Origin of the sequence: Mesorhizobium sp. IMUNJ 23033 (genome assembly GCF_044778005.1) — a bacterium.
Taxonomy (GTDB): domain Bacteria; phylum Pseudomonadota; class Alphaproteobacteria; order Rhizobiales; family Rhizobiaceae; genus Mesorhizobium; species Mesorhizobium amorphae_A.
In genome coordinates this window covers 17229-43793 of record NZ_JBJACT010000042.1, presented here as the reverse complement: position 1 = coordinate 43793, position 26565 = coordinate 17229, and the positions used below count along the sequence as shown (strand labels likewise).

The window sequence follows — 26565 nt, the reverse complement described above, 5'->3', positions numbered from 1 at the left end:
GTCCGCCACGCAGATCCGAACTCACCGCCTCAATGCCATGGCAGAATGGAAGGCCGCGGCGTTGCAGATTGCCTGAAAACAGCTGTGGGCTTCCGCGCGTCCACGCTTCAAACAATGTGACAGCGCCTGATGCGGGGTCTGGAACCGCATACGCAGCAGGACTACGTTCGTCATTGCCTTGTGTGTCCATATTGCGGCCGCGGAGCCGCGCGGGATCAATAGCAGCCTGGAGCGATACACAGTTACGCATGGACCGAAGTCTCTGCAGCAGGTCTCTCGACGAAAGTAGCCTTAACTCGTTGCCCAAAACTGCTCCGGACGCCGAGCTCAACCTGTAGCGGGTCTCGAGCAGCGTCATCCGACACTTTCTGTCGCCTTTGTCGCGTCCGCTACACGGGCTTGTTCCGACAATCACTTGTTTGTCATCAAGCTAAATAGCTGAAAAGCAATAACAAAATCTTTCTTCTGTCCCGATCAAGCCAATTGGCACGAGTCTTGAAACCCTTTGGTGCGAGGCGGCGAGAGCTGCCGACCGGCATTCATGTCGCGGGCAGCCGCGATGGATTGAACGAAGGAAGGAAAGCTACATGTCAGGTCTGCGTCAGATCGCCTTTTACGGCAAGGGCGGCATCGGCAAGTCCACCACCTCCCAAAATACGCTCGCCGCCCTTGTCGACCTCGGGCAGAGGATCCTCATCGTCGGCTGCGATCCCAAAGCCGACTCCACCCGCCTGATCCTGAACTCGAAAGCGCAGGATACGGTCCTGCACCTCGCGGCACAGGAAGGTTCGGTCGAAGACCTCGAACTCCAGGACGTGCTCAAGGTCGGCTATAAAGGCATCAAGTGCGTGGAATCCGGCGGCCCCGAGCCGGGTGTCGGCTGCGCCGGCCGCGGCGTCATCACCTCGATCAACTTCCTCGAGGAGAACGGCGCCTATGACGATGTCGACTATGTCTCCTACGATGTCCTCGGGGACGTGGTGTGCGGCGGCTTCGCGATGCCGATCCGCGAGGGCAAGGCCCAGGAAATCTACATTGTCATGTCCGGCGAGATGATGGCGCTCTATGCCGCCAACAACATCGCCAAGGGCATCCTGAAATATGCCCATTCGGGCGGCGTGCGGCTCGGCGGCCTGATTTGCAACGAGCGTCAAACCGACCGCGAGCTCGACCTCGCCGAAGCACTGGCTTCCAGGCTCAATTCCAAGCTCATCCATTTCGTGCCTCGCGACAACATCGTCCAGCACGCCGAACTCAGGAAGATGTCTGTGATCCAGTATGCGCCGGACTCCAAGCAGGCGGGGGAATACCGGGCGCTGGCCGAGAAGATCCATGCCAATTCGGGCCAGGGCACCATCCCGACCCCGATCACCATGGAGGAGCTTGAGGACATGCTGCTCGACTTCGGCATCATGAAGACCGACGAGCAGATGCTTGCCGAGCTTCAGGCCAAGGAAGCGGCGAAGGCGGCCGCACAGTAACGAGCGCTGCCGACATGAGGCGCGGCCTTGACCTGGCCCGCCTTTCAAAAAACGGCGCCTCGTCGGTGAGGCGTCACCCGAACCTTGAAAGGGGTCCCATGAGCCTGGATTACGAGAATGACGGTGCTCTCCATGCGAAGCTTATCGAGGAGGTGCTGTCGCAATATCCCGACAAAGCGGCGAAGCGCCGCAAAAAGCACCTCAGCGTCGCAAAGAGCGAGGACGAGGCTGGCGAGGAAGGCGAGGTCCTTTCCGAATGCGACGTCAAATCGAACATCAAGTCCATTCCGGGCGTGATGACGATTCGCGGCTGCGCCTATGCCGGCTCAAAGGGCGTGGTGTGGGGTCCGGTCAAGGATATGGTCCATATCTCGCACGGCCCGGTCGGCTGCGGACAATATTCCTGGTCGCAACGCCGCAACTACTACGTCGGCACGACGGGCATCGACACGTTCGGGACAATGCAGTTCACCTCCGATTTCCAGGAGAAGGACATTGTTTTCGGCGGCGACAAGAAGCTGGAACAGATCATCGACGAGATTGAGGGACTGTTTCCCCTCAACAATGGCATCACCGTGCAATCCGAATGCCCGATCGGCCTGATTGGCGACGACACCGAAGCCGTATCCCGTAACAAGGCCAAGGAGCACGGAAAGACGATCGTGCCGGTGCGCTGCGAGGGCTTCCGCGGCGTCTCGCAATCGCTCGGCCATCACATCGCCAACGACTCGATCCGCGACTGGGTCTTCGAGAAGAAGGACGTCGAGTTCGAGGCCGGCCCGTACGACGTCAACGTGATCGGTGACTACAATATCGGCGGCGACGCCTGGGCCTCGCGCATCCTGCTCGAGGAGATAGGGCTGCGCGTGGTCGGCAACTGGTCGGGCGACGCGACACTCGCCGAGATAGAGCGCGCGCCGAAGGCCAAGCTCAATCTCATCCATTGCTATAGGTCGATGAACTACATCTGCCGGCACATGGAGGAAAAGTATGGCGTCGCCTGGATGGAGTACAATTTCTTCGGCCCCTCCCAGATCGAAGCCTCTCTGCGCAAGATAGCCAAGCATTTTGGGCCCGAAATCGAGGAGAAGACTGAGAAGGTCATCGCCAAGTACAGACCGCTCGTTGATGCGGTCATTGCCAAATACCGGCCGCGCCTCGAAGGCAATACCGTGATGCTCTATGTCGGCGGCCTACGCCCCCGTCACGTCATCACCGCCTACGAGGACCTCGGTATGGTGATCGTCGGCACCGGCTATGAGTTCGCCCACAACGACGACTATCAGAGAACCGGCCACTACGTGAAGAACGGCACGCTGATCTATGATGACGTGACCGGTTACGAGTTGGAGAAGTTCATCGAGGGGGTTCGCCCTAATCTCGTCGGCTCGGGCATCAAGGAAAAATACCCGGTGCAGAAGATGGGCATACCGTTCCGTCAGATGCACTCCTGGGATTATTCAGGACCGTATCACGGCTATGACGGCTTTGCCATTTTCGCCCGCGACGTGGACCTTGCCATCAACAACCCGGTCTGGGGCCTATACCAGGCCCCCTGGAAAACAAGCCCGAGCCGTGGGCGAGCGATGGCTGCCGAGTAAACACCTGACCTTAGCCTAGTCTCCCCAGGGAGACGACGAACGCCCGCGGCCGCGTGATCCGCGGGAGACCTGAAACGTCTCGACGTCCCTGAGCTGCCGTATGGCGCGCCCAGATGAAAGAGGTAACCACCCATGCCGCAGTCGGCTGACAAAGTTCTCGACCACGCCCCCCTGTTCCGTGAGCCGGAATACAGGCAGATGCTTTCCGAGAAGAAGCTGAATTTCGAATGTCCGCACCCGGATCAGATCGTTACCGATCAACGCGAATTCACCAAGACGTGGCAATACCGCGAAAAGAACCTCGCCCGCGAAGCGCTTGTCGTGAACCCCGCCAAGGCCTGCCAGCCGCTCGGCGCGGTATTCGCGGCCGCGGGCTTCGAGCGAACCATGTCCTTCGTCCACGGCAGCCAGGGCTGCGTGGCCTATTACCGCTCGCACCTGTCGCGCCATTTCAAGGAGCCTGCTTCGGCGGTTTCCTCCTCGATGACCGAGGATGCGGCGGTATTTGGTGGCCTGAAGAACATGGTCGATGGGCTCGCCAACACCTACCAACTCTACGACCCGAAGATGATCGCTGTGTCGACCACTTGTATGGCGGAGGTCATTGGCGACGACCTGCACAGCTTCATCGAGAACGCCAAGGACGAAAATTCCGTCCCGCGCGACTTCGACGTGCCCTTTGCTCACACGCCGGCCTTCGTCGGCAGCCATGTCGATGGCTATGACGGCATGGTCAAAGGCATTTTGGAGCACTTCTGGAAAGGCCAGGAGCGCACGGAGGCCGAGGGAACCATCAACATAATTCCGGGCTTCGACGGCTTCTGCGTTGGCAACAACCGGGAACTCAAACGCCTGCTCGATCTGATGGGCGTATCCTACACCTTCATCCAGGACGCCTCTGACCAGTTCGACACGCCGTCGGACGGGGAATACCGCATGTACGATGGCGGCACGAAGATCGAAGACGTGAAGGAGGCGCTCAACGCCGAGGCGACACTTTCGCTGCAGTATTACAACACCCGAAAAACGCTGGAATATTGCGAGCAAGTCGGTCAGGCGACCGCCTCGTTCCATTACCCGCTGGGCGTCCGGGCGACCGACGAGTTCCTGATGGAGCTCTCGGCAATCTCCGGCAAGGAAATCCCCGAGACAATCCGCCTGGAGCGCGGCCGACTGATTGACGCCATGGCCGACAGCCAGTCCTGGCTGCATGGCAAGAAATACGCGATCTACGGCGATCCGGACTTCGTCTACGCCATGGCCCGCTTCGTCTTGGAGACCGGCGGCGAGCCGACCCATTGCCTCGCAACCAACGGCACCTCGGCGTGGGAAGCCGAGTTGAAGGAACTGCTTGCATCCTCGCCCTTCGGCAAGGACGCTCAAGTCTGGGCGGGCAAGGACCTCTGGGCGATGCGCTCGCTGCTCTTCACCGAGCCGGTGGACCTGCTGATCGGCAATTCCTATGGCAAGTATCTGGAGCGCGACACCGGCACGCCGCTGATCCGGCTGATGTTTCCGATCTTCGACCGGCACCATCACCATCGCTTTGCGCTCATGGGCTACCAAGGCGGGCTGCGCGTGCTGACGACGATCCTCGACAAGATCTTCGACAAGCTCGATCGCGAGACAAGCGAGACGGGCGTGACGGACTATTCTTATGACCTCACCCGCTAACAGCGGCGGCCGGCTTTTCGCCGACGCCATCCGTCCCCCAATGGTCTTTGGAGACCGACGTAATGTCCTCGCTCAGTGCCAAAATCCAGGATGTCTTCAACGAGCCCGCCTGCGATAAGAACCGCGGCAAGGATGCCAAGGCGCGCAAAGAGGGCTGTTCGAAGCCGCTGACGCCGGGGGCGGCGGCCGGCGGCTGCGCCTTTGATGGCGCCAAGATCGTGCTGCAGCCGATCACCGACGTCGCGCACCTGGTCCATGCGCCGCTCGCCTGCGAGGGCAATTCCTGGGACAACCGGGGCGCCGCTTCGTCCGGGGCAACGCTGTGGCGCACAAGCTTCACGACCGATCTCACCGAACTCGACGTGGTGATGGGGCAGGGCGAGCGGAAGCTTTTCAAGGCGATCCGCGAGATCAAGGAAGCATATGCGCCGCCAGCGATCTTCGTCTATTCGACCTGCGTGACGGCGCTGATCGGCGACGACATCGAAGCCGTCTGCAAGCGCGCGGGGGAAAAATTCGGCTTGGCCGTGGTGCCGGTCAATGCGCCGGGCTTGGCCGGCTCCAAGAACCTCGGCAACAAGCTCGCCGGCGAGGCGTTGCTCGATCATGTCATCGGCACGGTGGAACCCGACGACGCCGGGCCGTACGACATCAACATCCTTGGCGAATTCAATCTTTCCGGCGAGTTCTGGCTGGTGAAGCCGCTCCTTGATCGGCTCGGGATCCGGGTGCGCGCCTGCATTCCGGGCGATGCGCGCTACCTCGACGTTGCCTCTGCGCACCGCGCCCGGGCGGCTATGATGGTGTGCTCGACCGCGCTCATCAATCTGGCTCGCAAGATGGAGGAGCGCTGGGACATCCCGTTCTTCGAAGGCTCCTTCTACGGCATCACCGACACCTCGGAAGCACTGCGCAACATTGCAGAGCTGCTCGTGAGGAAGGGCGCCGATCCGGAGATCCTCGCCCGCACACAGACGCTGATCATAGAGGAAGAGGCGATTGCGTGGAGGAAGCTCGAGTCCTACCGGCGGCGGCTTGAAGGCAAGCGCGTGCTTCTCAATACAGGCGGTGTGAAGTCCTGGTCGGTCCTCCATGCGCTGATGGAGATCGGCATGGAGATCGTCGGCACCTCGGTCAAGAAATCCACAGTCGAAGACAAGGAGCGCATCAAGCAGCTCCTCAAGGACGACAACCACATGTTCGAGCAGATGGGAGCGCGCGACCTTTACGCCATGCTCTCAGAACACAAGGCCGACATCATGCTGTCGGGCGGGCGCACGCAATTCATCGCGCTGAAGGCCAAGACACCCTGGCTCGACATCAACCAGGAGCGCCAGCACCCCTATGCCGGCTATGACGGCATGGTGGAACTCGTACGCCAAATCGACCTTGCCATTCACAACCCGATCTGGCGCCAGGTGCGGGAGCCCGCACCGTGGGATTGCCAGCCTGACATGAAGGACGAACTGCCGAGCACAATGAGCGAGACGGCGACCGTGCACGCTTTGAAGAAATTCGCCGGAACGACGGCCGACGAATTCGGCGAGTGTTGAGAAAAGCCGATGGTCCGCATCCTTTCCCAGACCAAATCAGCGGCGGTCAATCCGCTGAAATCCTCGCAGCCGCTGGGTGCGGCCTTGGCCTTTCTTGGGGTCGAGGGTGCGATGCCTCTGTTCCACGGCAGCCAGGGCTGCACCAGCTTCGCGCTCGTGCTCTTCGTGCGGCATTTCAAGGAAGCGATCCCCCTGCAGACCACCGCGATGGACGAAGTGACGACGATCCTCGGCGGGGCGGACAATCTGGAAGAGGCGATCCTCAACCTCAAGGTCCGCACAAAGCCAAAGCTGATCGGGGTCTGCACGACCGCACTGGTGGAAACCCGTGGCGAAGATTGCGCAAGAGACATCGCCGACATCAAACTGAAGCGCGCGGAAGAAATCGCGGGTACGGAGGTCGTGCTGGCCAACACGCCGGATTTCGACGGCGCGATCGAAGAGGGCTGGGCCAAGGCTGTCACCGCGATGATCGAAGGCATTACACGGCCCGGCGAGCGGGTGCGGCAGTCGAAGAAGATCGCGATCCTGCCCGGCTGGAACCTCACTGTGGCTGACATCGAGCATTTGCGTGAGATGGTTGAAAGCTTTGGGCTCGAGCCGGTGATACTGCCGGACGTCTCCGGCTCGCTGGACGGTACGGTGCCTGACCGCTGGGTTACGACCACCTATGGCGGCACTAGCGTCGAGGATATCCGCGAGCTTGGCACGGCCGAACGATGCATCGTCATCGGCGAGCATATGCGCCGTCCGGCCGAGGTGCTGTGGAGGTTGACCGGCGTGCCTTACGTGCTTTTCCGGTCGCTGACCGGATTGAAGAGCGCCGATAGGTTCGTCTCGCTGCTGTCCGAGATTTCGGGTGCGTCGGTGCCGGCCGGGGTGCGCCGTCGCCGGGCGCAATTGCAGGATGCGTTGCTCGACGGACATTTTCATTTCGGAGGCAAGAAAATTGCGATTGCTGCTGAACCAGACCAACTCTACCAATTCGCGACGTTCTTCACCGGCATGGGCTCCGAAATCGCGGCGGCCGTCACCACGACCGATATGTCGAAAATTCTGGAAAAAGTACCGGCGGAGTCGGTTCAGATCGGTGATCTCGGCGATCTGGAAGCTCTTGCGGCGAGCGCCGATCTTCTCGTCACTCATTCCCACGGCCGCCAGGCGGCTGAGCGCCTTGGCATTCCGCTCATGCGCGTCGGCTTCCCGATCTTCGACCGGCTTGGCAGCCAGCACAAGCTCACAATCCTCTATCAGGGCACCCGCGACCTGGTCTTCGAGGTTGCCAACATTTTTCAGGCTTACCGGCAGGCGCCGACACCTGAAGAACTTGATCCCCTCCGCAAGCGAGAAACGCCAGATGGGCCCCGTTCGTCGCCTCTCACTCGTCACTGACGAGGTTCACGCACCGATGCCGGAAAGACGAGCAGGCGTATTGCGCGTAGCCATCGCCACGCAGGACATGAAGGACCTCAATGCCCATTTCGGCTCGGCCAGACGCTTTGCTGTCTACGACGTGACGCGCGAGGAGTGGCATCTCGTGGAAGCCTTGGCCTTCGATGACGTTTCCGATGAGAACGGGAAGCATCGGATCGAGGGCGATGACCGCATCACGCCGAAGGTGGAGGCGCTAAAGGGCTGCCATCTCCTGTTTTGTCTGGCGATCGGCGGACCCTCGGCGGCCAAGGTTGTTTCGGCAAAAATCCACCCGATCAAGGTGCCGCAGCCCCAAACCATCCAGGAGGTGCTGTTGCGTACGCAGATGATGCTCAGGACGTGTCCTCCGCCCTGGCTGCGCAAAGTGCTGGCAGAGGCAGGCGTCGCCGAAAAGAAACCGTCCTTCGACGACGAGGACTGAAATTGAGGAGACGGCTAAATGTCAGATGCCGCAGCTAGCCCTGCTATCGCCGAGGACGAGGCGGCCCTTGCCACCCCGTTCGTCAAATGCCTCGTGCGGCTGATCCGTGCTCAGGATTCCTACGGGTCCTGGGAAGGCAAAGCTGACGCCGAGCTGCTGGCCGACTTCATCATCACCAAAGAACAGCGCCGTGCGATCCCGATCATCGGCGATCCCGATCCGGACGTGCTGTGGAGGCTCGATATGTATTACACCGCCGTCGGGCTTGCGATCGAGGAGCGCTCCGGCCTCATGGCATCGCCGATGATGGAGATGAGCCATGAGGGCTTCGGGCGGGTGCTGTTCACGTCCGGGCGGTTGGTGGTTCTGTCGAAGACCCTGCGCGATGTCCACCGGTTCGGCTTCGAGACGTACCGGAAACTCGCGGAGGCCGGTACGAAACTGGTCGCCGATGCGCTCGCGGCCATCGAAGCCTACCCCGACATGGCACGGGCGCAATGAAACCGATTTTCGAGCAAGGGGATCATGTCAGGCCTTGAGGAGCTGCAAGGGCCAGCCCACGCAGCCGACCCGGTCCAGGCGGATGCGGTTCTTGGGGTAGCGCTGATGAAGCCACTCGTCCTCATCTGTTCGCAAGATGTCGAGTTCTATCTGTTCCTCAGCCACATACTGGAGGTGGACGGCTTCGCCAGTGAGCCGGCAGGCGGCGCGAAGGAAGCGCTTTCATTGACCGACGAACGGGAATTCCAGGCCGTGGTGCTGGACTGTGGGCCAGCAAGGATAACCGGGTCCGCAATCTGCGCCCGGCTCAAGCGGGAGCCGCGGACCGGTGGCCTGCCCGTTATCGCCCTGATCGCGCCCGGCGCCGAGAACCAGCACCTCGATCTTTTGAAGGCAGGCATCGACGAGAGCTTTGTGCGGCCGATCGCGCCGGCCAAGCTGCTTGACTGCCTAAGGACGAAGCTGGCGCTGCCGAAGCCGGGTTCAAACGGGATCGCAGACGGCGGCTGGCTCCGCTGCGGCAGCCTTGAAATGAGGCTCGATGCACACCGGGTTCGCGGCAATGGCCACGACATCCATCTGGGACCGATCGAGTTCAACATGCTGCGGCATTTTCTTGAGGCTCCCGGCAAGGTCTTCAGCCGAGACGAGCTGATCGCCGCGGCCTGGCCGGACAATATCCATATCGGACCACGTACCGTCGACGTCCATATCAGCCGGATCAGAAAGGCACTGAAGACGGCCTCGCCCGGCAGCGTCATTCGCACCGTCAGGTCGGCCGGCTACTCGCTCGATAAGCCGGACGGCTAAATAGCGAACCGGTGGCCCTGAGCACGACGGAGATGAGGAGTGGCACAACTCTTGCGGCTTCGAAACGCGCCTACAGGTGCGACATACTTAGAAAGAAGCAGTCAGATGGGTTTTAAAAGCATACTCTGTGTCACGGGTTCTCACCACTCCGATAAGGACGTCAAAACAGTTGCCGGCTTGTGTGCCGAGATCGGCGCGTATCTTTCCGTATTGATTATGTCGCCTCCGCCGCTCGTTATGCCGTCTCCGTCGCTAGGCGATGGCATCCCCCAGTGGCCTGGACAACGCGCGCAGGCTATTGCCGGGCTGGACAAACGGTTTAGGCAGATCGAGAGATTTTCGGAGGACATTGCCCGTCTGGAAAAAACATCCAGGGAAATTCAGACACTGCTGAGAGGCATGTGGCTTTGCTCTGACGTCGATACAGACTACTGCGATGAGGCAGACGTCGGCGACGCGGTGCGACAGCGGGCGCACTGCAACGACCTGACAATCGTCGGCCCCGCACTTCTCAACGACAATAATCTCGGACCTCTTGTTATCAACGGCAGCTTGTTCGACACGGGAAAGCCGGTGCTTGTCGTACCAAAGGGCGCTGAGGCGACACTGTCGCCGCGGCGCGTGCTGGTCGGCTGGGATTCGCGAGTCGAGGCGTCCCGCGCGGTTCGGGAAGCGCTGGATCTGCTATGCGATGCTGAGGAAGTTCGTGTCACACTGGTCGATCCGAAGGCGACCTGCAACGGAAACGGCGCCGAGCCGGGAGCTGACATCGCTGCCTATCTTACTCGGCACGGTGCTCAGGTGTCGGTTGATCGGCTGCCGAGCGCCGGTAAACCGGTGGCAACGGTGCTCGCGCAGCACGCAATCGACACGTCCGCAGACATGATCGTCATGGGCGCGTATGGCAGCCGCCGGCTGCGTGAGCGGCTCTTCGGCGGTGTCACGAGATGGATAGTTGGGAAACCGCCATTGCCGCTGTTTTTGGCTCGCTGACTGGTTCTAGGGGAGCACCGAGCTGTTCGAAGCGCTACTCTCCTGGGTCACCTATCCTGATACCAATTGGGAGAAAGGTCGCAGCAAACGCGCGAAATTTCGCGAAGCTCCTCGCAGCCAATCGGCGCGCGCCCTCGCCGAGATCATCCCGGACCTCTCTAGCGCGCTGTCGGGGGTTCCGCTCGGCCCGAGATGATCCGCAACGCGGAGGCCGGCCGCGCAGAGGTACAGCGCACCTCAATGCACTCAATGCCACGGCTTCGCAGGTCGGCGTCAGATCGAGAAGGAGAGTCGTTTCAGCCCGGCAGGTCGAGTTCGGACCCGTAGCGACATTCGCATGCGCGCGACCAGATCTCTTGCTCACTGCAGCTGGGTGGTGAACAACGCGATGACCCGTGGCGTGGCCGGGGCCCGCAACGTCGAGTCGGGACGGTCGTGCTCTTGGCCGTAGTGGGCGTGAATCGATGGGGTCAATCAGGTTGCCATTTCCTGGGTCTGTAGGCGGTTAGCGGCAAAGGACGGCCGCATCCTCAGCGTGTTCAGTCGGTCCGGCCCGAGCCGCGTGGCGACCGGGCGGGCGGTCTTTGGCTGGTCAATCCGACAACGCTCACATTCGCACCAGGCGGTCCCGTAGCGCCTGAGTCCAGGGGACACAGAAAGATAACGACACAAAGCAGGAAGCGCGGAGAGTTCCCCGGGCGGCAGATGCCGGCACTCTTCCTGGCCTTTGCGTCATCATCGTCAATCTGACGATGGCGGCATTCGCGAGCCGCAGCTGACCCGGGTTCGTCGAAGAACTCCTATGTCGCCACCAAAATTCAATCGCAGGGCGGAAGAGGGCAGGGCACAGGCCTCGGATGGAGCGGCCCCTCGCAATCGCAAATGGTGAGATCCTCTACCGCCTGACGGACCAGAACGGCAAGAAGCTCAAGCCAGGTGGCGAGAAGCGGACGATGGTGACGAGCCAGGCGGTATTGCAGTCATAATGTCTATCTGCTCGTCCCTCAGCCCGAATACATGTTCAGGCGTCCGTGGCCAGGCTTTTTTTGGCGATGGGAGGCGCGTGATGCATGTCCAGAACCTGACAGAGAGAGAAAACATGTCGGGTTCAATACAACCGGCCCAACTTGGCAGGTGGAGGTTTTTCAAAGTCCAATCATGCGCTTACCACGCGTAGAGCGCGCTGGCACGGCCTTTGCGAATTGAGATGCGGCAACACGGACTGAGGGCTGACTGCATGCAGACGCGCGAGACGAGCGATGCTCTCCTTTCCTTGAACCCGTGTGCCCCTCTCTAAGGGGCAAACAAGCTCGCGCATAAGGTCGCGCAACCTTTGGCAATAGCTTTGGAGTGCAACATGGTATTGCGGATGGAGTCCCCGGCTCCTTCGATCAAAGTGGAGGACTGGCTGCTTGGCGAGCCCCTCACGAATTTCCAGCCCGGCAAAGTGTACATCGTCGAATTTTGGGCAACCTGGTGCGGACCATGTTTGGCGGCGATGCCCCATCTGGTGCAGTTGCAGGAGCAATACAAGGACAGCGGACTTGAGGTCATCGGCGTCGCGGCTGATGAACAGGCTCCGACGGCCGATGAGGCCCGAACCAAGTTGGATGCATGGTTGAGCGAAAAGTGCTCGAATCTGAACTATCGGATCGCGTTCGACCACACAGGCGAAATGAACAAGCTTTGGATGGAACCCAGCTTTTCTGTCGGGATTCCGACCTCATTCGTGGTCGACCGAGACGGCCACATCGCCTTTATCGGTCATCCGACGGAGCTCGATGAGGTTTTGCCGAAAGTGCTTAACGGCAGCTGGCGCACCAGCGATGAAGGGAAAACCGCCGATACGCGGCGGATCGCCGAAAGCGAATCCATAGCGCGCGAACAAGCGTTGAAGAAGCCGATCAATGACAGATTTAGGGCGGCGGTGGAGAAAGAGGATTGGAAGACGGCGCTCTCGGCGATCGAAGAGGGCATCGCCTTGATGCCGGACCACCTTAATTTCCGCCAGGCTCATGCGCATCTGGTGCTTCACAGAATGCACGACATGTGGACCGGCTTGCCTACCATGCGCCAATTCGCGCGCGACGCGATCGACAGAAACTCCGAGTATTGGATGATTGCGGCGCTAGACCTACTCTTCCATCCGAACCTTGACCATTCGCGCTTTCCGTCTGCTGAGCGCTTCGCGATAGGCAAAGAGCTGTCCGACCACATGCTGGCACTGAATCCTCCGCAAGGCGACAGCCCTAAGTTCTGGTCTTATCCGGCGGTCGCTCGGTACTATCATGAGAGCGGCAACAAAGATCGCGCGATCGAGTTGATCGAGCTGGCCCTGAAGTCGCTGGACGGTCGGGAGCCTGTCGCGGACGAACTGAAACAGCACCTTCTGCCGGAATTGCTGCAGGCGCTGGCCAATTACAAGGGTGAGAAGGTTTGTGTCGGCGCTCTCTGTGCGGCTCCGCAAAACAATTTCCCGAAGGTGCCAGAGCGCGGCCGGACGAGGAAAAACACAAACCCGAGGAGAAAACAGAAAAAGGAGTGATGGTTGGAATGTCTACTGGCCAATTCGTCCATTTCTCTGGCGTGGCCGCTGCAAGCAGGGTCCATGCAGAACAGGGTGGATGTTTTGCAGCGGGTTCGAGACTCGAATCTTGCGATAACCTGCAGCCGCATCGCGGCAGAAGTGATGTTCGACGCGAATTCGCACCGCAGTGGAAGACCTCGCAGTCGAGGACCTCTTCAAGGTCGGCCACAGGGACAGCGTGGAATCGGCCGCCCCGAGCCGGACATCGGCTGCGCAAATGTGCCCGAAGCAGGCGTCCCCGAAAACAGAAATCGTCCATCGAGGAAGAGGACTGATGAGGAAAAGGCCAAATGTCTGACGCCCCGGCTGGCCCTGCTGTCGCCGAGGACGAGGCGGCCCTTGCCACCCCGTTCGTCAAATGCCTCGTGCGGCTGATCCGTGCTCAGGACTCCTACGGCTCATGGGAAGGCAGATCCGACGCCGAGCTGCTGGCCGACTTCATCATCACCAAGGAACAGCGCCGTGCGGTCCCGATCAACGGCGATCCCGATCCGGACGTGCTGTGGAGGCTCGATATGTTTTACACCGCCGTGGGGCTTGCGATCGGGGAGCGCTCCGGCCTGATGACATCGCCAGTGAAACCCATGAGGGCTTCGGGCGCAGGCTTTTCGCGGTCCGGCGGTTGGTCGTTCTGTCGAGACGTCCACCGGTTCGGCTTCGAGACGTTCCGGAAACTCGCGGAGGCCGGTACGAAACTGGTCGATGATGCGACTGCAGGCTTGCGGCCTATCCCGACGTGGCGCCGGCGTGATGAAACCAGTTCGAGGAAGGGGATCATGTCTGGCCTTGAGGAGTTGCAGAAGAAGGTCCGCAAGCTCCAGTCGCGTGCGGGAACCGCGAAGATGGAATTGCACGACCTTGCCGAGGATCTCCCGGTCAACTGGACTGAGATCAAAGCGGTCGCCGAGAAAACGTTCGACGTGTTTGCCGAGTGGGACGCTGCCAAGAGAGAGCTCGCTGCGTCGGAGAATTCACGATGAGCACTTTCATCACCCGCGACGGCTCGAATTGGATGCCGGAGTATCTGACCGCTATCGACGGCAAGACCTGCATCGGCTGCGGCCGCTGTTTCAAGGTCTGCTCGCGGGAGGTCATGCACCTTTACGGCGTCGATGACGCGGGTGAAATCCTCGGTATCTGCGACGGCGAAGACGATGACTTCGACGGCGAGCTCAATCGCATGATCATGGTCGTCGACCATGCCGGCCGCTGCATTGGCTGCGGAGCCTGCGCCCGCGTCTGCCCGAAGAACTGCCAGACGCATGTTGCGGCCGACAAGGTCGCTGCATGATCTGGCGGACAAACCAGGAGAACGGCGTTGCCCTTCAAAATCTTCTGTCGCGTCCTGGGGGCGGTCCTGTGCAGCAACGCTCTGACCGTCTACTTCGCTTCTCATTCCATCCGCCTAGCAGTCGTCACGACGCTGGCCTGTTCGCTGCTCCTCCAGTTGGCCTATTTCGCAAGCGTGCTCTTTCTGATCTGGCGGTCTGGCTTCGCTAACAGAGCTGGCGAAATGGCTGAGCATTTCGGCAGTTGCAAGGAAGTTGGATCCCAGGCACCAGACCATGGTGAGGTGACGAATGAATCCGCAGATGTGCTCCAGCGCGATCAAATGCTGGCCATATCGCTGCTGCTGCCTTGAGGCGCCATGACAAGCTCAGTTCTCAGGTTAACACCACTTTGGATCAACCATGAACATTGAGCGGAACTTAGAAGGAATACTGTGCTTGATATGGTCGGTGGACGACCGCATTCCGGTCGTTCTAATCCGGCAGATACAATTTTCGGTTCCATGCGCATTGGTAGTCTATGCAGCACGCCGACTGCGGGTTGCTTGGTCTCGATGACAAGGCGCTGGAACTAATGCGTGGGCCTCTTCTGGAACGTCGGAGGATGCAGCTAGACCTCAAATCAAACACGCCTTTTAGAATGACCCGTGCAAGCTATTTCAGCTCAACCACGTGTTGCAGGAGAGAACATGCTGGAAAAATTCGAACGCTATCCGCTCACCTTTGGACCCACGCCCATCGAGAAGCTCGACCGCCTCGGCACACATCTAGGAGGCAAGGTGGAAATCTATGCCAAACGCGAGGACTGCAACTCCGGTCTCGCGTTCGGCGGAAACAAGCTCCGCAAGCTCGAATACATCATCCCCGACGCGATCGCGTCAAATGCCGATACGCTTGTCTCTATCGGCGGCGTGCAGTCCAACCACACGCGGATGGTCGCCGCGGTCGCCGCCAAGATCGGCATGAAATGTCTCCTGGTTCAGGAGAGCTGGGTTCCACATGAGGATGCCGTCTACGACCGGGTCGGCAACATTCTTTTGAGCCGCATCATGGGAGCAGAGGTGCGCCTGGTCGACGAGGGCTTTGACATCGGAATCCGCCGCAGTTGGGAACAAGCGCTCGATGAGGTCAAATCAAGGGGCGGCAGGCCCTATGCGATACCAGCCGGAGCGTCTGTTCACCCGAACGGCGGCCTCGGCTATGTGGGGTTCGCTGAGGAGGTCCGCGCCCAGGAGAAACAGATTGGGCTTGCCTTCGACTACATTGTCGTTTGCACGGTCACGGGCTCCACGCATGCCGGCATGCTCGTGGGATTCGCCAAGGACGGTCGACAGCGCAACGTGATCGGTATCGATGCCTCTGCCACTCCGGCCAAAACCAAGGCGCAGGTGCTAAACATTGCCCAACATACAGCGAAGCTCGTCGATCTCGGAACCGAACTCGTCGAGGATGACGTGGTGCTGCTCGAGGAGTACGCATACCCGTGTTATGGCATTCCGTCCGAGGAAACCAAGGATGCCATCCGTCTGTGCGCGCGGCTCGAGGGGATGATTACCGACCCCGTCTACGAGGGCAAATCGATGCAAGGGATGATCGACCTCGTCCAGAAAGGCTTGTTTCCGGAGGGGTCGAGGATCCTCTACGCGCATCTCGGCGGCGCGCCGGCTATCAACGGGTATGGTTACACCTTCCGCAAAGGCTAACGCTCGACAGAATACGATCTCGCCGTCCTGCCGTGCCGGCGATGCGCTGGCGTTTCAGCAACGAGGCTTGTCGGGTCCTCATCGTATTTGCGACCGTCATTCAAATGTTGCAGCAGCATCGCGAACAGGGCGGCTCAACGCTTTCGTTTTCACGTTGGCTCCTCGGACCGACCGGATCTCCTCGTTGCTATCTTCATCTCGCCTGCCGGCTTGTTCGCTTACATGTTGTCGGCGTCGAAACTGACTTCGCTCGCCGCTTTGCTAATCTTCTTGGGCGCCTGTTATTTCATGACGGTGGCATGGATTGGAGGCTATCTTGCCCTGGTCTGACACGCTGGTCCCCTATGGACGTGCTGTCTCGTTTGGCGGCTACGCGCTCGCCGCGGTTCTGGCCGTGTCCGAAGTCGTCATCCTTGCGCTGGCTCTCAATCCGAATATCAACGCCGACTATCGTGCCTATTACATCGATCGGACGACAACGTGCCTCAACCGCGATGCCGTTGGCACTTACACCCTTGGCCAGACAGTATCCTTCCGGTCCGACGGCGCCAAACAGGCAGCCGGCACGATAGTTTGTGGCTGGTCGGGACCGGTAGCCGACGGCACCCATTCGCTGGGCGAGACCTCGCGGCTTCGCTTGGAGATACCGCCGCTTCGCAACGGCCTTAAGGCAACGCTACAAATGGCCGCCGTCATTCGTCCGCCACAGATCACGCAGAGGGTAGTGATGTCGGTGCACGGCGTTCCGGTGCATAAGGTCACACTGTCGGGCAACGATAGTCTCGTTCGTCATTCCACACGCGGTCTTTGCGAACGCGGAGGCACTCGAAATTGCCTTCGACTATCTCGACGGGATTCCGCCCAGCCCGGCCGCCGGCAACATCTACAAACGCTCCATTAATTTGGTGTCGTTCCGGCTGGACGCCCTTAGAACATCGTTCTCTCTGGCGCATTACGCGGAGCGATCGCCGGGCTGATCACGACTTCGCTCGGCAAAAACCCATCGGTCGAGCACGAAGAAATTGATCGCCGGGACAAGCAAGCAGGTAACCAGAATGGGAACGATGGGCGGCAGGCCCAGCTTCACCGTCAACAGCGCCGGCGCCCCATAGGCGACGGCCAAGCCTGTCGCCGCCAAGAGAAGAAAACGCGGAGCTTCAGATCGATGCGATCCGCCCGACACGAAGGTCACTGATTTGTGAGCGAGATAGGAAAACACGGCGGCCGCGGCGTAAGCCGCAAGCGAGGCCTGGACGGGCGTGAAGCCGATCCGTTTGACCAAGGCGATGGCCAGGACAGCATAAAGGATCGTCGCGGCGATGCCGACCAACCCGAAGCGCGTCAGCAGCCTCAGCCCTGTGCCCGCGGTCGAACGGCGCTCAGACATGCGCGCTGCACGCATACTGGGCGCCAAGCGGCAGAGGAGCGAGCAGGCGCTCGATCTTCCTGGCGAAGGGCCTGGCCGACGGCAGCAGCAGGAAGTGCTCGGATCGGATATCGCTGAAGCCCGCCTCCCGAAAGAGGGACGCTGCCTTGGCGGCGTTGAGCAGGACGGCGTCCCGGTCGAACGGACAACGCAACACCGCAAGACGCGTCAGCGGATTATAAGGGTTGTGCTCGATGATGCAGGCGACGCCGCCCGGCCGCACGACGCGCCGCATTTCCCGGAAGAAATCGAGCCAGGAGACGGGCGGAACGTGATGGACGACGCAACTGGCAAAAGCCAGATCGAACGCGTCATCCTCATAAGGCAGGCTCGGCGTGGTGCAGGCCCTGTAGGTCACACATGGATTGTCCTGGCCGGCGCGCAGGATCGATTCTTCCGAGACGTCGCAACCATCCAGGGTCTCGAACGCGCCTTCGAGATAAGGGTGGAGCGATCCGACGCCGCAGCCGACATCCAGCGCCCGCACACTCGCACCGCCCTGCCGAAGTCCTCGTTCGACGACGAGACGCCGCAGCAGGTCGGCCTTGGCGATCAGAAAGAAATCGTGCCTGAGTCCGGAAAACCGGATCGACCCTTCGACCACCTCGCCATAACTGGATCTATAACGGTCGAAGAGTTCGGACATTGGCCGGGTCTCCATTCCTGGGTTTGCGATACGATCCGCCGCTCTTGCCGGAGACGGCACTCATCGCCTCGTCGAAGCCGGAGAGGCGATCGATCACGTAGAGGGGGCGGCGTTTCACCTCGGCGTGGATGCTGCCGACATAAAGTCCGACCACGCCGGTCATGAAGAGATTGATGCCACACAGGAGCGACACGATCACCACGGTGGATGTCCAGCCGGCAATGACGCCGGATTCAAAAATCCAGGCGAAGACGGCGTAATCACCAAAGACTACCGCAAGCGCGGAAATGGCCAATCCGCCCCAAAGCCCCAGGCGCAGCGGTTTCTCCGAGAAGCTGATGATGCCGTGAACGGCAAGGTGCATCATCTTCCAGAATGGGTATTTGGTCTGGCCAAGGGTCCGCGCCGGGCGTTCGAAAGGCACTGCCGTCTGCTTGAACCCCATCCAGGCGAACATGCCCCTGACGAAGCAGTCATGTTCGGGCATGTGCCTGAAGGTTTCCAGCGCCTTGCGCCCGACCAGGCGAAAATCGCCGACGTCGCGCGGGATGTCGACCGACGTCATCCTCTCCAGCAGACGGTAGAAGAGACTCGCCGTAATGCGCTTGAACCAGGATTCGCCCTCACGCTTGACACGGCGGGCGTAGACGATCTCGAAACCTTCCTTCCACTTCGCCACTAGATCGAGAACAACCTCCGGCGGGTCCTGCAGGTCGGTATCCATGACGATGACGGCATCACCCTCAGCCGCGTCCATGCCGGCCGTGATCGCGACCTGGTGGCCGAAATTGCGGGAGAGCTCGATCAGCCGGAAGCGCGGCTCGGCAGCGACCACCTTCCGAAGGTATTCGACGCTTCCATCGAGGCTTCCGTCATCGACGAAGATGGCTTCCGTATCTCCGTCCAACCGGCAGATCAGCGTGCTGATCCGTTCGATCAGCTGAGGCAGGACTTGTTCTTCATTGTATATCGGGAGGACCAGCGAGTAGCGCGGCAACACGTTAACTCCCGTCCTGCTGCTTTGGATCACAGAGTCTCGCATGCGAATGAAAATGAAACGCCCGCCCATGCTCCCGCACATAGGCGAGCGCGCCCGACGCAGCATTTTCCGGCGCGGGCTCCAAGATCATTCTTGATGGCGAGGAAGCAAGCCGCCAAGAGGAGCATCCCGCCGCTGATGGCGGGTAGGATCGTCCCAGCACGTTTCGAGAGCGCCTGCTCGTTCCCGGGGTGGAAGCTCGTAAGGGCTGGCCGCGCAGCCAGCTCTCCACTTTGATCGGAGGAGCGTCGAGGGACTCTACACGCAGCGCCATGTTGCTCTCCAATGCTATCACCAAATGCTGAACGACTACGTGCGCGAGCTCGCTTCTCTCTCAGAAACGGCGGCGCACCGTTTTCATGGGAAGGAGAGCATCACTCGTTTTGCGCGTGCACTCAGCCCTCACTCAGTGTTGCTGCATCTCAATAGCAACGGTCGTGCCAGGGCTGTTCGCGCGCGTTAAGCTTCTGATACGCTTTGAAAAAGTTTGTACGCCGCAGACAGCGGCCCGTGTTTTGAACCGGACAGCGTTGTACCGTTGTCAGAAACCGGACAAGGATCAGCCGTGGTTTGGTCGATCCCGCCTCGTCAGTCTCTATGAGAGATTGGCTACGCGTCTGTCGAGCAGGTCACTCACCAGTTTCTTCAGCTTACCGTTCTCCTCTTTCCTCCTCGAACCGCTTCAACCGACGCATCTCCGTCGGCAGCAATCCGTCGTAATTCTTCTTTCTATTGAAATAGGTCGCCTGACTGGTCCCGGCCTTCCAGCAGATGTCCGCAACCGACTCCATCATGGCCTTACTTCGAAATAGGCCCTTTTGGGCGTCCGAGAGTTTGAGGCCTTCGTCCACGAGCGGTCCAAACATTGGGATCGGACCACGAGGTGAGCGAGCCTACCAATTCTTGTAGGCGATGGCGGGGTTCAGGTCGGTTAAAAGCCCTTGACGCTGACATCCATTGGAATGGGCCTCGTCTAGGAGGCTGGCAGGAAGGCCTATGCCAAGAGAGAACCACTTTGCCAACGGAAGGACGTTGTCGGTCTTGCTGGATCGGACCTTGCTGGCTCTGTCCGCCGTAACCACAGCAATCCTTTTCGCTTGGCTGTTATCCTACAGCAGTTACGGTCTCAGTCTCGAAGACGAAGGTTTCTACCTCAACTTCATCGCGAACCCATTCCCCTACGCAATCAATATTCCGCCGTCCCTTTTCGGCTTCGTCTATCACTGGCCGTATCAGTGGGTGGGGGGCGATATTGCAGTGCTTCGCATGGCGAACGTCACGCTCACCATGGCGCTGGGGTGGATTCTTAGCTTCCTTGCGATCCGGCGCCTCTGGACAGTGGGCTGGCTGCAGGCGGCGGTGCTATCGGCAGGGATCGCCAGCATGGCATCACTCGTCCTTCGCCCCGGGATGCTCACCCCCAGCTACTACAAGCTGGCCTTTCAATCGCTCTTGATCATAATGATCGGCTTGCTACTAGCCGACCGGCCAGGGCGCATGCGCCAAGTCTTGGGGTGGATCCTGGTCGGCATTGGCGGCTGGTGCTGTTTCATGGCCAAGCCGACCACCGCTGCGGCCATTGCCCTCGTCGTTATACTCTATGTCGTCATTTTGCGCCGAAAGTCGCTGCTGCCCATGCTCGGCGCGGCGCTGGTCGCTCTCGCTCTACTGATTATGACCGCCTACTTGATCGACGGCGGCATCGCCGGGCTGGTGACCCGTATGGTTAGCAGCGCTGAGATGGAAATCCTGCTGGGTGACGGCCATGAGGTGTTTCGCAGCTTTCGGATCGACTGGCTCGCCGCCAGTTGCTCGCAAGTCGCCATCGCTGTGTTACTGGCGATAGCTCTTCTGCTCAGCATTCTCATGGGGTCTACGGACAAGTTGCTCCCATCGCTGGCTCTCGCTGCGGTGTTGATCGTAACAATAGCGATTGCGCTGCTGGGGATCGATCCAATCAGCATCCAGCCCTCAACCCTATTCCTGGTGCCGGCCTTCACATGCCTGGGCGCGATGCCCTATCGTAAGGGATTGGTTCTGCGCACCCGGCCTGCCACCAGCATCGCTCTAGCGCTAACCTTTTTGGTCCTGCCGCACGTGTTCGCACTGGGCTCCAACCTCAATTACTGGTCCCTTGGTGAGTTCGTCGCCTTGTTCTGGATGCTCGCGGTCGTTGCTTTCCTGAGCCCTCTTGCGCAACAGGGACGCAGCCTCGCCACCCTACTGCCCCTGACGGTGGTGGCACAGTTGCTCACTGCATCAGTCATCAATGATAGCATCCTCAACCCGTTCCGTCAGGTGAAAGATCTGCGCTCTTATACCGCTGTCATGCCCATGCCGGGCGGTGGAAAATTGGTGATCGCGGAATCCCTCCACCACTATCTGGCCACGGCCAGAGCCAAGGCTCGTGCGGCCGGCCTTGAAATTGGTACCCCGGTGGTCGATCTCACTGGCGGCTCGCCGAGCCTGCTGTATGTGCTCGAGACGCGAGCGCTAGGTCTTCCATGGCTGAGCGGATGGTTTCCCGGCGGTAGTGCGGTGGCGGTGGAAACCCTCGGACTTGAGAACTGCGCCGATCTGGCCAAGGCATGGGTACTGATCGAGCCAGAGGGCCGGTATCATCTTGACCAGGCCAGTGTTATGGCCTCCTTTGGAGCTGGGCAGGCGGACTACGCAACCGCCGCTACGTTCGACCCCTTCGTCGTTGACGGGGATTATCGGTATGGTCGGCAATTTCTGTTCAAGCCCGTACGCTCCGCCGCGCTGGCGGAGCAATCCTGCCGCGAAGCCAGGCGACAACGGCCGGAGAACCAGAAATGGCGCCAATAATGAAAGCTGTAATCCTCGCCTTGAAACCCGAATCTCCGAGGAACCCCACCTTCGGCCCAAGCCCATGATCGAGATCGGCGGCAAGACGATTCTGTGGCACATCCTCAAAATCTACTCGCACTAGACTTAGACTAGATGTGCGGAAAGTTAGCTGACGAGAACTTTTGACCGACCAGCTCACCAGATCATAACGAGGGATGTTGAACAGCAATGGTGCTTCCGTAGATCATCATCTGACGGAGACCGTCGCGTAATTCAATCCGCGGCCGCCGACCAAGTGCTGTCAGGCGGCTCGAATCCATGAGCTTCCGCGGCGTGCCGTCGGGCTTGGAGCGATCCAAGTCAAATTCTCCTTGCCATCTGGACAGTTCCGCCACCAACTGGTGGAGGCCGAGAACCGATATCTCCTGGCCGCTGCCGACATTGATCGGCTTCATCATAGCGGTTCATCAGAAAAACGAGCGCGTCGGCAAGGTCGTCGACATGCATCAATTCGCGCAACGGCGACCCGCTACCATGATTCCTCCCGGCGTTCCGTGCGTCAACGATCTTTTGAATCGTAGCAGCACCACATGGCTCGCAAGCGGGTCGAAATTGTCATTCGGCCCGTACAGGTTTGTCGGCATGGTCGAGATGAAGCTGCGCCCGAACTGCTGACTGTAATCGTCGCACAGCATCACTCCGGCGATCTTGGCGATCGCGTACCACTGATTCGTCGGCTCGAGCGGCGCGGTCGTCAGCGAGCTTTCCTGGATCGGTTGTGCCGCAAATTTGGGGTAAATGCGGGAGGAGCCGAGCAGCATGAATTTCTCGACGCCCGCCTCGAATGCGGCCGCGATCGTAGGGAACTCGTTCGCGAGATTGTCCTGGAGGAAGTCGACCGGACGTTCGTTGTTGCCAAGGATTCCCCGACCCTGGTGGCAGCCATGAAAACCAGGTCGGGACGTTGTGCCCGGATCCAGGCGGTCGTCGCTGCACGATCGGTCAGGTCGAGATCACGATTGTCCGCCGTGAGGATCTTTACCTCGGGCAAACCGGACAGCCAGCGCACCACTGCGGACCCCAACCATGCCGCGGTGGCCGGCGACCAGACGCGTTAGCCCTCCAGCGAAATCATTATCTTCACGTTAATCGAGCGTGATTCCGTAGGCGCGGCAATCGGCCTCGACCATTTCCGAGACGAGCTCATCGAAAGTGGTCTTTGGCTTCCAACCAAGCTTGGTGGCCGCCTTAGCGGCGTCGCCGATCAGCAGGTCAACCTCGGTCGGGCGGAAATAGCGCTTGTCTATACGGATCAGTGCCTGGTTGCTCCTGCGTTCGCGGCCCACCTCGTCAACGCCTTCGCCCTCCCAGACGATCTCCTTCCCGACTCGCCTGAAGGCAGCCTCGACAAAGCTGCGGACCGAATGCGTCTCGCCAGTTGCGAGCACGAAATCGTCAGGCTCGTGGTTCTGCAGGATGCGCCACATGCCTTCGACATAGTCGCGCGCCGAGCCCCAGTCGCGCTGTGCCTCCAGGTTTCCGAGATAAAGGCAGTCCTGCTTGCCGGCCATAATCGCAGCTACTGCACGCGTCACCTTGCGCGTGATGAATGTCTCGCCGCGCGTCGGTCCTTCGTGATTGAACAGAATCCCGTTGCTCGCGTAGAGTCCGTATGCCTCACGGTAGTTCACCGTGATCCAGTAGGCGTAGAGCTTCGCCACCGCGTATGGCGAGCGTGGATAAAACGGGGTAGTCTCCTTCTGCGGGGTATCCTGGACTAAACCGTAGAGTTCGGATGTGGAGGCCTGATAAAACCGCGTTTTGTCTTCGAGGCGAAGGATGCGGATCGCTTCCAGCAGGCGCAGCGTGCCGAGCGCGTCGGCATTGGCCGTATATTCGGGGGTCTCGAAAGAGACTTGCACGTGGCTTTGCGCAGCGAGATTGTAGATTTCGTCGGGCTGCGTGTCCTGCAGGAGACGGATCAGGTTTGTCGCATCCGTCATGTCTCCGTAATGCAGGACCATGTCGGGATGGTCCTCATGAGGATCTTGATAGAGATGGTCGATGCGCTTGGTATTCCCGATCAGCGAGGCACGCCGCTTCAGGCCATGCACCATGTAGCCCTTCGAAAGCAGCAGTTCGGCAAGCAACGCGCCGTCCTGGCCGGTGATGCCTGTAATGAATGCTGTACGCCGAGGTGAACTCATTTCTAATATTTCCGTGGATGAAACGTCTGGACAGGAATAGTCAGCGGCGCACGCGAGCGACTTACTGCGCGCTGCAATCGCGGTGCAATCAGCGCTGTATGACCACCTTAGCTGGAATCTGGGCCTCGAGTGATGTTAAGAAGGCATGCGGATTACATCGGGTGTCGTGTGCCGTCGGCATCAGATCCAGGAGGACTTCGCCTCCATCTTCGGCACGACGGGAGAAACCTCCTTGTGGGCGTCGCCCTTCCGCAGCGGCGTCTTTTCATGTCCGCTATTGTTCGTAAAATCGATTGTTTCGATACAATGCATCCACAGGATGGATGAACTCTTATCGATAAGATGAAGAGTTCAGAGCGTTTGAAGGCAGATCAGCTCAGCAGATCCGCGCCGCAAGGAGATTGCAAGAGCCGTTTTCCGCGCCACAGTCCGTAAACCATAGGGTTGCTGGCCCTCCTAAGAGAAGTTTCCGGTGCGGAGCTGCACTATTAGCCTACCGGCAAAAGGACAACGACGTGCAAGCCGGCCGCCGGCGCAAGGTTTTCCCCCCTCAATGTCGGATACCCGACAGGAACACAAATCTTTTAACCCATTGCTTTAATGATAATTTCCTTTCTGGCCCGTTCCATGCGGGGGACCTTTCGAACGCATCAGCGAGACGTCGTCCTATGATCAGGCTCCCCGAAAATGCCGTCGCGTCATTTAAGACCGCTCTCGCTGGCCGCCAAGCCGGCCGAAGGCCGGCGCATGATGGTCGAGGCGGGCGCCTGCGTCGGATTATGCCTAATGGACTGGAAAGCGTCTTGCTGACGGCGACGCGTTCCTCGGGGTTGGCAGAATCAGGGCATAAGTCGATCCCGCCAACGAACCCACATGTCGCCCTCATGACCGTCGATTTCGTCATCGGTCAGGAATCCTCGGGCTTCACATTCGACAACCCGAACGCGAGGATAGACTCTCGCAAATCCGGCCGGGACCGCGGCTCGAGAATGCCCGCGGGGAGCGTAAGCCCAATGGCAATGGCCGATATTCGCCGCGAACATGCCGCCTAGTTGGGAAACACCAATAGGAGCAAGACAAGTGGAGTTCTCTTGCGTTGGGGTCGGTGCTGGGCCGTCTAATTTGAGTCTTGCGTGTCAGATACACGAAGAAATTGGGCTAGGGGCGCTGTTCCATCGGCAGGTCGACTTCCGCTGGCATCCAGGCATCGCATTCGATTCCTCGGAGCTCCAGGTCAGCCACTTCAAGGATCTGGTCACGCTGGTGAATCCGCGATCAGCCTACACTTTCATAAACTACCTGCACGAGAACGGGCGTCTGTACCACTTCCTGAACGCACAGTTCGAGGCCGTGCTCCTAGCTGAGTTCGAGCAATACCTGAACTGGGCCTTGCAAAAGAACCCACTTGTCCGCGGCGGCGAGACGGTGCGCGAAATTCGCTATGACGGCGAGTTTCGGGTGCGGACGGATAACGCGGTTCTCGGCGCCAGAAACGTTGTGGTCGGCATCGGCAAGCGGGCGCATATTCCGCCTCAGTTTCAGGGCTGGACTGGCCGCAACCTGTTCCACTCATCTATTTTACTGCACATCCATCCTGAGGTGCGGAAAAAGCATGTCTGCGTGGTTGGCGCAGGCCAGTCGGGAGCCGAGGTGCTGTTGCACCTTGTCGGCCTGCCGAAAGAACGGCGACCTGCCTCGATCACTTGGGTCTCGCAGCGCGAAAACTACCTTCCCATCGACAATAGCCCGTTCACAAACGAGTTGTTCATGCCCTGCTTTTCGGATCGTTTCGCGGCGATGAGCGAGTCGCAGCGCAAGCTGCTCCTGCGGCGTTTCGTGCTTGCCTCGGACGGCATTTCGGAAACCACGTTGCGCGCGATCTATCAGGCGCTATACCGCCACGCATTTCTCGAGCCAAACCGATGCGACATCACACTGCGGCCGGGCTGCAACGTCTCGCACTGCATCAACGCCGGCGCGGGTCACAGGCTGACCCTGCAGCACGGCATCGAGGTTGAACAAGTCACGGCCGACATCGTCATCCTGGCCACCGGTTACGAGAACGCGGTGCCAGGCTTCTTGGAACCGATCGCGGACCGGCTGGAACAGATCGACAACGAGTTGGCTGTTCGCGAGGATTTTTCGGTGTGCTGGGACGGACCGCGTGAAAGACGCATCTTCGTACAGAACGCGAACCTTGGGCAGCGCGGGCTCGCCGATCCGAATCTTAGCCTGCTGGCCTGGCGCGCGCGCCGCGTCCTCGACAGCCTTCTACGGCGCGCGCCATGCGCGAACCCCGAGCATCCTGGCTTCATCAGCCGTACCTCCATCGAGAGCTGGCCCGACCCCGTGGCCGAAGAAATGGGCAGCGGGATATGACTCGTCGACT

The 26565-nt window shown here is 59.9% G+C and carries 22 protein-coding genes and 5 pseudogenes; 20 read left to right on the top strand and 7 right to left on the bottom strand.

Going from position 1 to position 26565, the window contains the following annotated elements; genetic code table 11:
* The coding region (locus ACFX5Q_RS31350; protein ID WP_404284074.1) for a hypothetical protein at positions 1-358 on the bottom strand (358 nt) is incomplete at its 3' end.
* Between the two features lie 229 nt (positions 359-587).
* Between ACFX5Q_RS31350 and nifH the strand changes: the two genes are divergently transcribed.
* From nifH to ACFX5Q_RS31270, 16 genes and pseudogenes are all read left to right on the top strand, one after another.
* The gene (nifH, locus tag ACFX5Q_RS31345) at positions 588-1481 is read left to right on the top strand and encodes a nitrogenase iron protein (RefSeq protein ID WP_095494267.1); all 894 of its coding nucleotides are present in this window, start codon (positions 588-590) and stop codon (positions 1479-1481) included.
* Between the two features lie 98 nt (positions 1482-1579).
* Positions 1580-3082, top strand: a complete 1503-nt coding sequence (gene nifD, locus ACFX5Q_RS31340) for a nitrogenase molybdenum-iron protein alpha chain (RefSeq protein WP_404284073.1) — start codon at positions 1580-1582, stop codon at positions 3080-3082.
* A gap of 132 nt (positions 3083-3214) precedes the next feature.
* The gene (gene nifK / locus ACFX5Q_RS31335) at positions 3215-4756 is read left to right on the top strand and encodes a nitrogenase molybdenum-iron protein subunit beta (RefSeq protein ID WP_404284072.1); all 1542 of its coding nucleotides are present in this window, start codon (positions 3215-3217) and stop codon (positions 4754-4756) included.
* 62 nt (positions 4757-4818) lie between these two features.
* Positions 4819-6309, top strand: a complete 1491-nt coding sequence (gene nifE / locus ACFX5Q_RS31330) for a nitrogenase iron-molybdenum cofactor biosynthesis protein NifE (protein ID WP_404284071.1) — start codon at positions 4819-4821, stop codon at positions 6307-6309.
* 9 nt (positions 6310-6318) lie between these two features.
* The gene (gene nifN, locus ACFX5Q_RS31325; protein WP_404284069.1) at positions 6319-7701 is read left to right on the top strand and encodes a nitrogenase iron-molybdenum cofactor biosynthesis protein NifN; all 1383 of its coding nucleotides are present in this window, start codon (positions 6319-6321) and stop codon (positions 7699-7701) included.
* Positions 7667-8164, top strand: coding sequence for a nitrogen fixation protein NifX (gene nifX, locus ACFX5Q_RS31320; RefSeq protein WP_192178666.1), 498 nt, complete (start codon positions 7667-7669; stop codon positions 8162-8164). Before nifN ends, nifX begins: the two co-directional genes overlap by 35 nt.
* Positions 8165-8182: 18 nt before the next feature.
* A complete protein-coding gene (locus ACFX5Q_RS31315) occupies positions 8183-8665 on the top strand; it encodes a NifX-associated nitrogen fixation protein (protein ID WP_404284067.1) in 483 nt (160 codons plus the stop codon).
* A gap of 24 nt (positions 8666-8689) precedes the next feature.
* On the top strand, positions 8690-9475 hold the full coding sequence (locus ACFX5Q_RS31310; protein ID WP_404284066.1) for a response regulator transcription factor: 786 nt from the start codon (positions 8690-8692) through the stop codon (positions 9473-9475).
* Positions 9476-9580: 105 nt separating this feature from the next.
* The gene (locus ACFX5Q_RS31305; RefSeq protein WP_404284064.1) at positions 9581-10468 is read left to right on the top strand and encodes a universal stress protein; all 888 of its coding nucleotides are present in this window, start codon (positions 9581-9583) and stop codon (positions 10466-10468) included.
* A 1357-nt stretch (positions 10469-11825) separates the two neighbouring features.
* The gene (locus tag ACFX5Q_RS31300; protein WP_404284062.1) at positions 11826-13013 is read left to right on the top strand and encodes a TlpA disulfide reductase family protein; all 1188 of its coding nucleotides are present in this window, start codon (positions 11826-11828) and stop codon (positions 13011-13013) included.
* Positions 13014-13345: 332 nt separating this feature from the next.
* Positions 13346-13720 (top strand): annotated as a pseudogene (locus ACFX5Q_RS31295) (DUF269 domain-containing protein); the annotation flags it as partial.
* A gap of 111 nt (positions 13721-13831) precedes the next feature.
* Positions 13832-14035, top strand: a complete 204-nt coding sequence (locus ACFX5Q_RS31290) for a CCE_0567 family metalloprotein (protein WP_404284076.1) — start codon at positions 13832-13834, stop codon at positions 14033-14035.
* Entirely contained in the window at positions 14032-14346 is a 315-nt protein-coding gene (gene fdxB / locus ACFX5Q_RS31285; protein ID WP_404284060.1) for a ferredoxin III, nif-specific, read from the top strand. The genes ACFX5Q_RS31290 and fdxB overlap by 4 nt, the downstream gene beginning before the upstream one ends.
* A 27-nt stretch (positions 14347-14373) precedes the next feature.
* A complete protein-coding gene (locus tag ACFX5Q_RS31280; protein WP_404284058.1) occupies positions 14374-14697 on the top strand; it encodes an exopolysaccharide production repressor protein in 324 nt (107 codons plus the stop codon).
* Between the two features lie 336 nt (positions 14698-15033).
* Positions 15034-16047, top strand: coding sequence for a 1-aminocyclopropane-1-carboxylate deaminase (locus ACFX5Q_RS31275; protein WP_404284056.1), 1014 nt, complete (start codon positions 15034-15036; stop codon positions 16045-16047).
* A 316-nt stretch (positions 16048-16363) separates the two neighbouring features.
* Entirely contained in the window at positions 16364-16948 is a 585-nt protein-coding gene (locus tag ACFX5Q_RS31270; RefSeq protein WP_404284055.1) for a hypothetical protein, read from the top strand.
* Between the two features lie 51 nt (positions 16949-16999).
* Here ACFX5Q_RS31270 and ACFX5Q_RS31265 read toward each other — a convergent pair whose 3' ends face one another.
* From ACFX5Q_RS31265 to ACFX5Q_RS31250, 4 genes and pseudogenes are all read right to left on the bottom strand, one after another.
* Positions 17000-17377, bottom strand: coding sequence for a GtrA family protein (locus tag ACFX5Q_RS31265; RefSeq protein ID WP_404284053.1), 378 nt, complete (start codon positions 17375-17377; stop codon positions 17000-17002).
* A gap of 49 nt (positions 17378-17426) precedes the next feature.
* Positions 17427-18119: a class I SAM-dependent methyltransferase gene (locus tag ACFX5Q_RS31260; RefSeq protein ID WP_404284051.1), complete on the bottom strand. Its 693-nt coding sequence runs from the start codon at positions 18117-18119 to the stop codon at positions 17427-17429.
* Entirely contained in the window at positions 18094-19161 is a 1068-nt protein-coding gene (locus tag ACFX5Q_RS31255) for a glycosyltransferase family 2 protein (RefSeq protein ID WP_404284075.1), read from the bottom strand. The genes ACFX5Q_RS31260 and ACFX5Q_RS31255 overlap by 26 nt, the downstream gene beginning before the upstream one ends.
* Before the next feature lie 607 nt (positions 19162-19768).
* A pseudogene (locus ACFX5Q_RS31250) lies at positions 19769-20024 on the bottom strand (hypothetical protein); the annotation flags it as partial.
* A 175-nt stretch (positions 20025-20199) separates the two neighbouring features.
* On the opposite strand from ACFX5Q_RS31250, the gene ACFX5Q_RS31245 reads away from it, so the two are divergent.
* Both ACFX5Q_RS31245 and ACFX5Q_RS31240 read left to right on the top strand, forming a co-directional pair.
* On the top strand, positions 20200-21987 hold the full coding sequence (locus ACFX5Q_RS31245) for a hypothetical protein (protein WP_404284049.1): 1788 nt from the start codon (positions 20200-20202) through the stop codon (positions 21985-21987).
* Positions 21988-22018: 31 nt separating this feature from the next.
* Positions 22019-22108 (top strand): annotated as a pseudogene (locus ACFX5Q_RS31240) (glucose-1-phosphate cytidylyltransferase); the annotation flags it as partial.
* Positions 22109-22172: 64 nt separating this feature from the next.
* On the opposite strand, the pseudogene ACFX5Q_RS31235 reads toward ACFX5Q_RS31240, so the two are convergent.
* Positions 22173-23057: pseudogene (locus ACFX5Q_RS31235) on the bottom strand (NAD-dependent epimerase/dehydratase family protein).
* 57 nt (positions 23058-23114) lie between these two features.
* Positions 23115-24176, bottom strand: a complete 1062-nt coding sequence (gene gmd, locus ACFX5Q_RS31230) for a GDP-mannose 4,6-dehydratase (RefSeq protein ID WP_404284048.1) — start codon at positions 24174-24176, stop codon at positions 23115-23117.
* A 668-nt stretch (positions 24177-24844) separates the two neighbouring features.
* Here gmd and ACFX5Q_RS31225 point away from each other — a divergent pair.
* Both ACFX5Q_RS31225 and ACFX5Q_RS31220 read left to right on the top strand, forming a co-directional pair.
* Positions 24845-25126, top strand: a pseudogene (locus ACFX5Q_RS31225) (iron-sulfur cluster assembly accessory protein); the annotation flags it as partial.
* A 172-nt stretch (positions 25127-25298) separates the two neighbouring features.
* The gene (locus ACFX5Q_RS31220) at positions 25299-26555 is read left to right on the top strand and encodes a lysine N(6)-hydroxylase/L-ornithine N(5)-oxygenase family protein (RefSeq protein ID WP_404284047.1); all 1257 of its coding nucleotides are present in this window, start codon (positions 25299-25301) and stop codon (positions 26553-26555) included.
* Positions 26556-26565 lie beyond the last annotated feature (10 nt).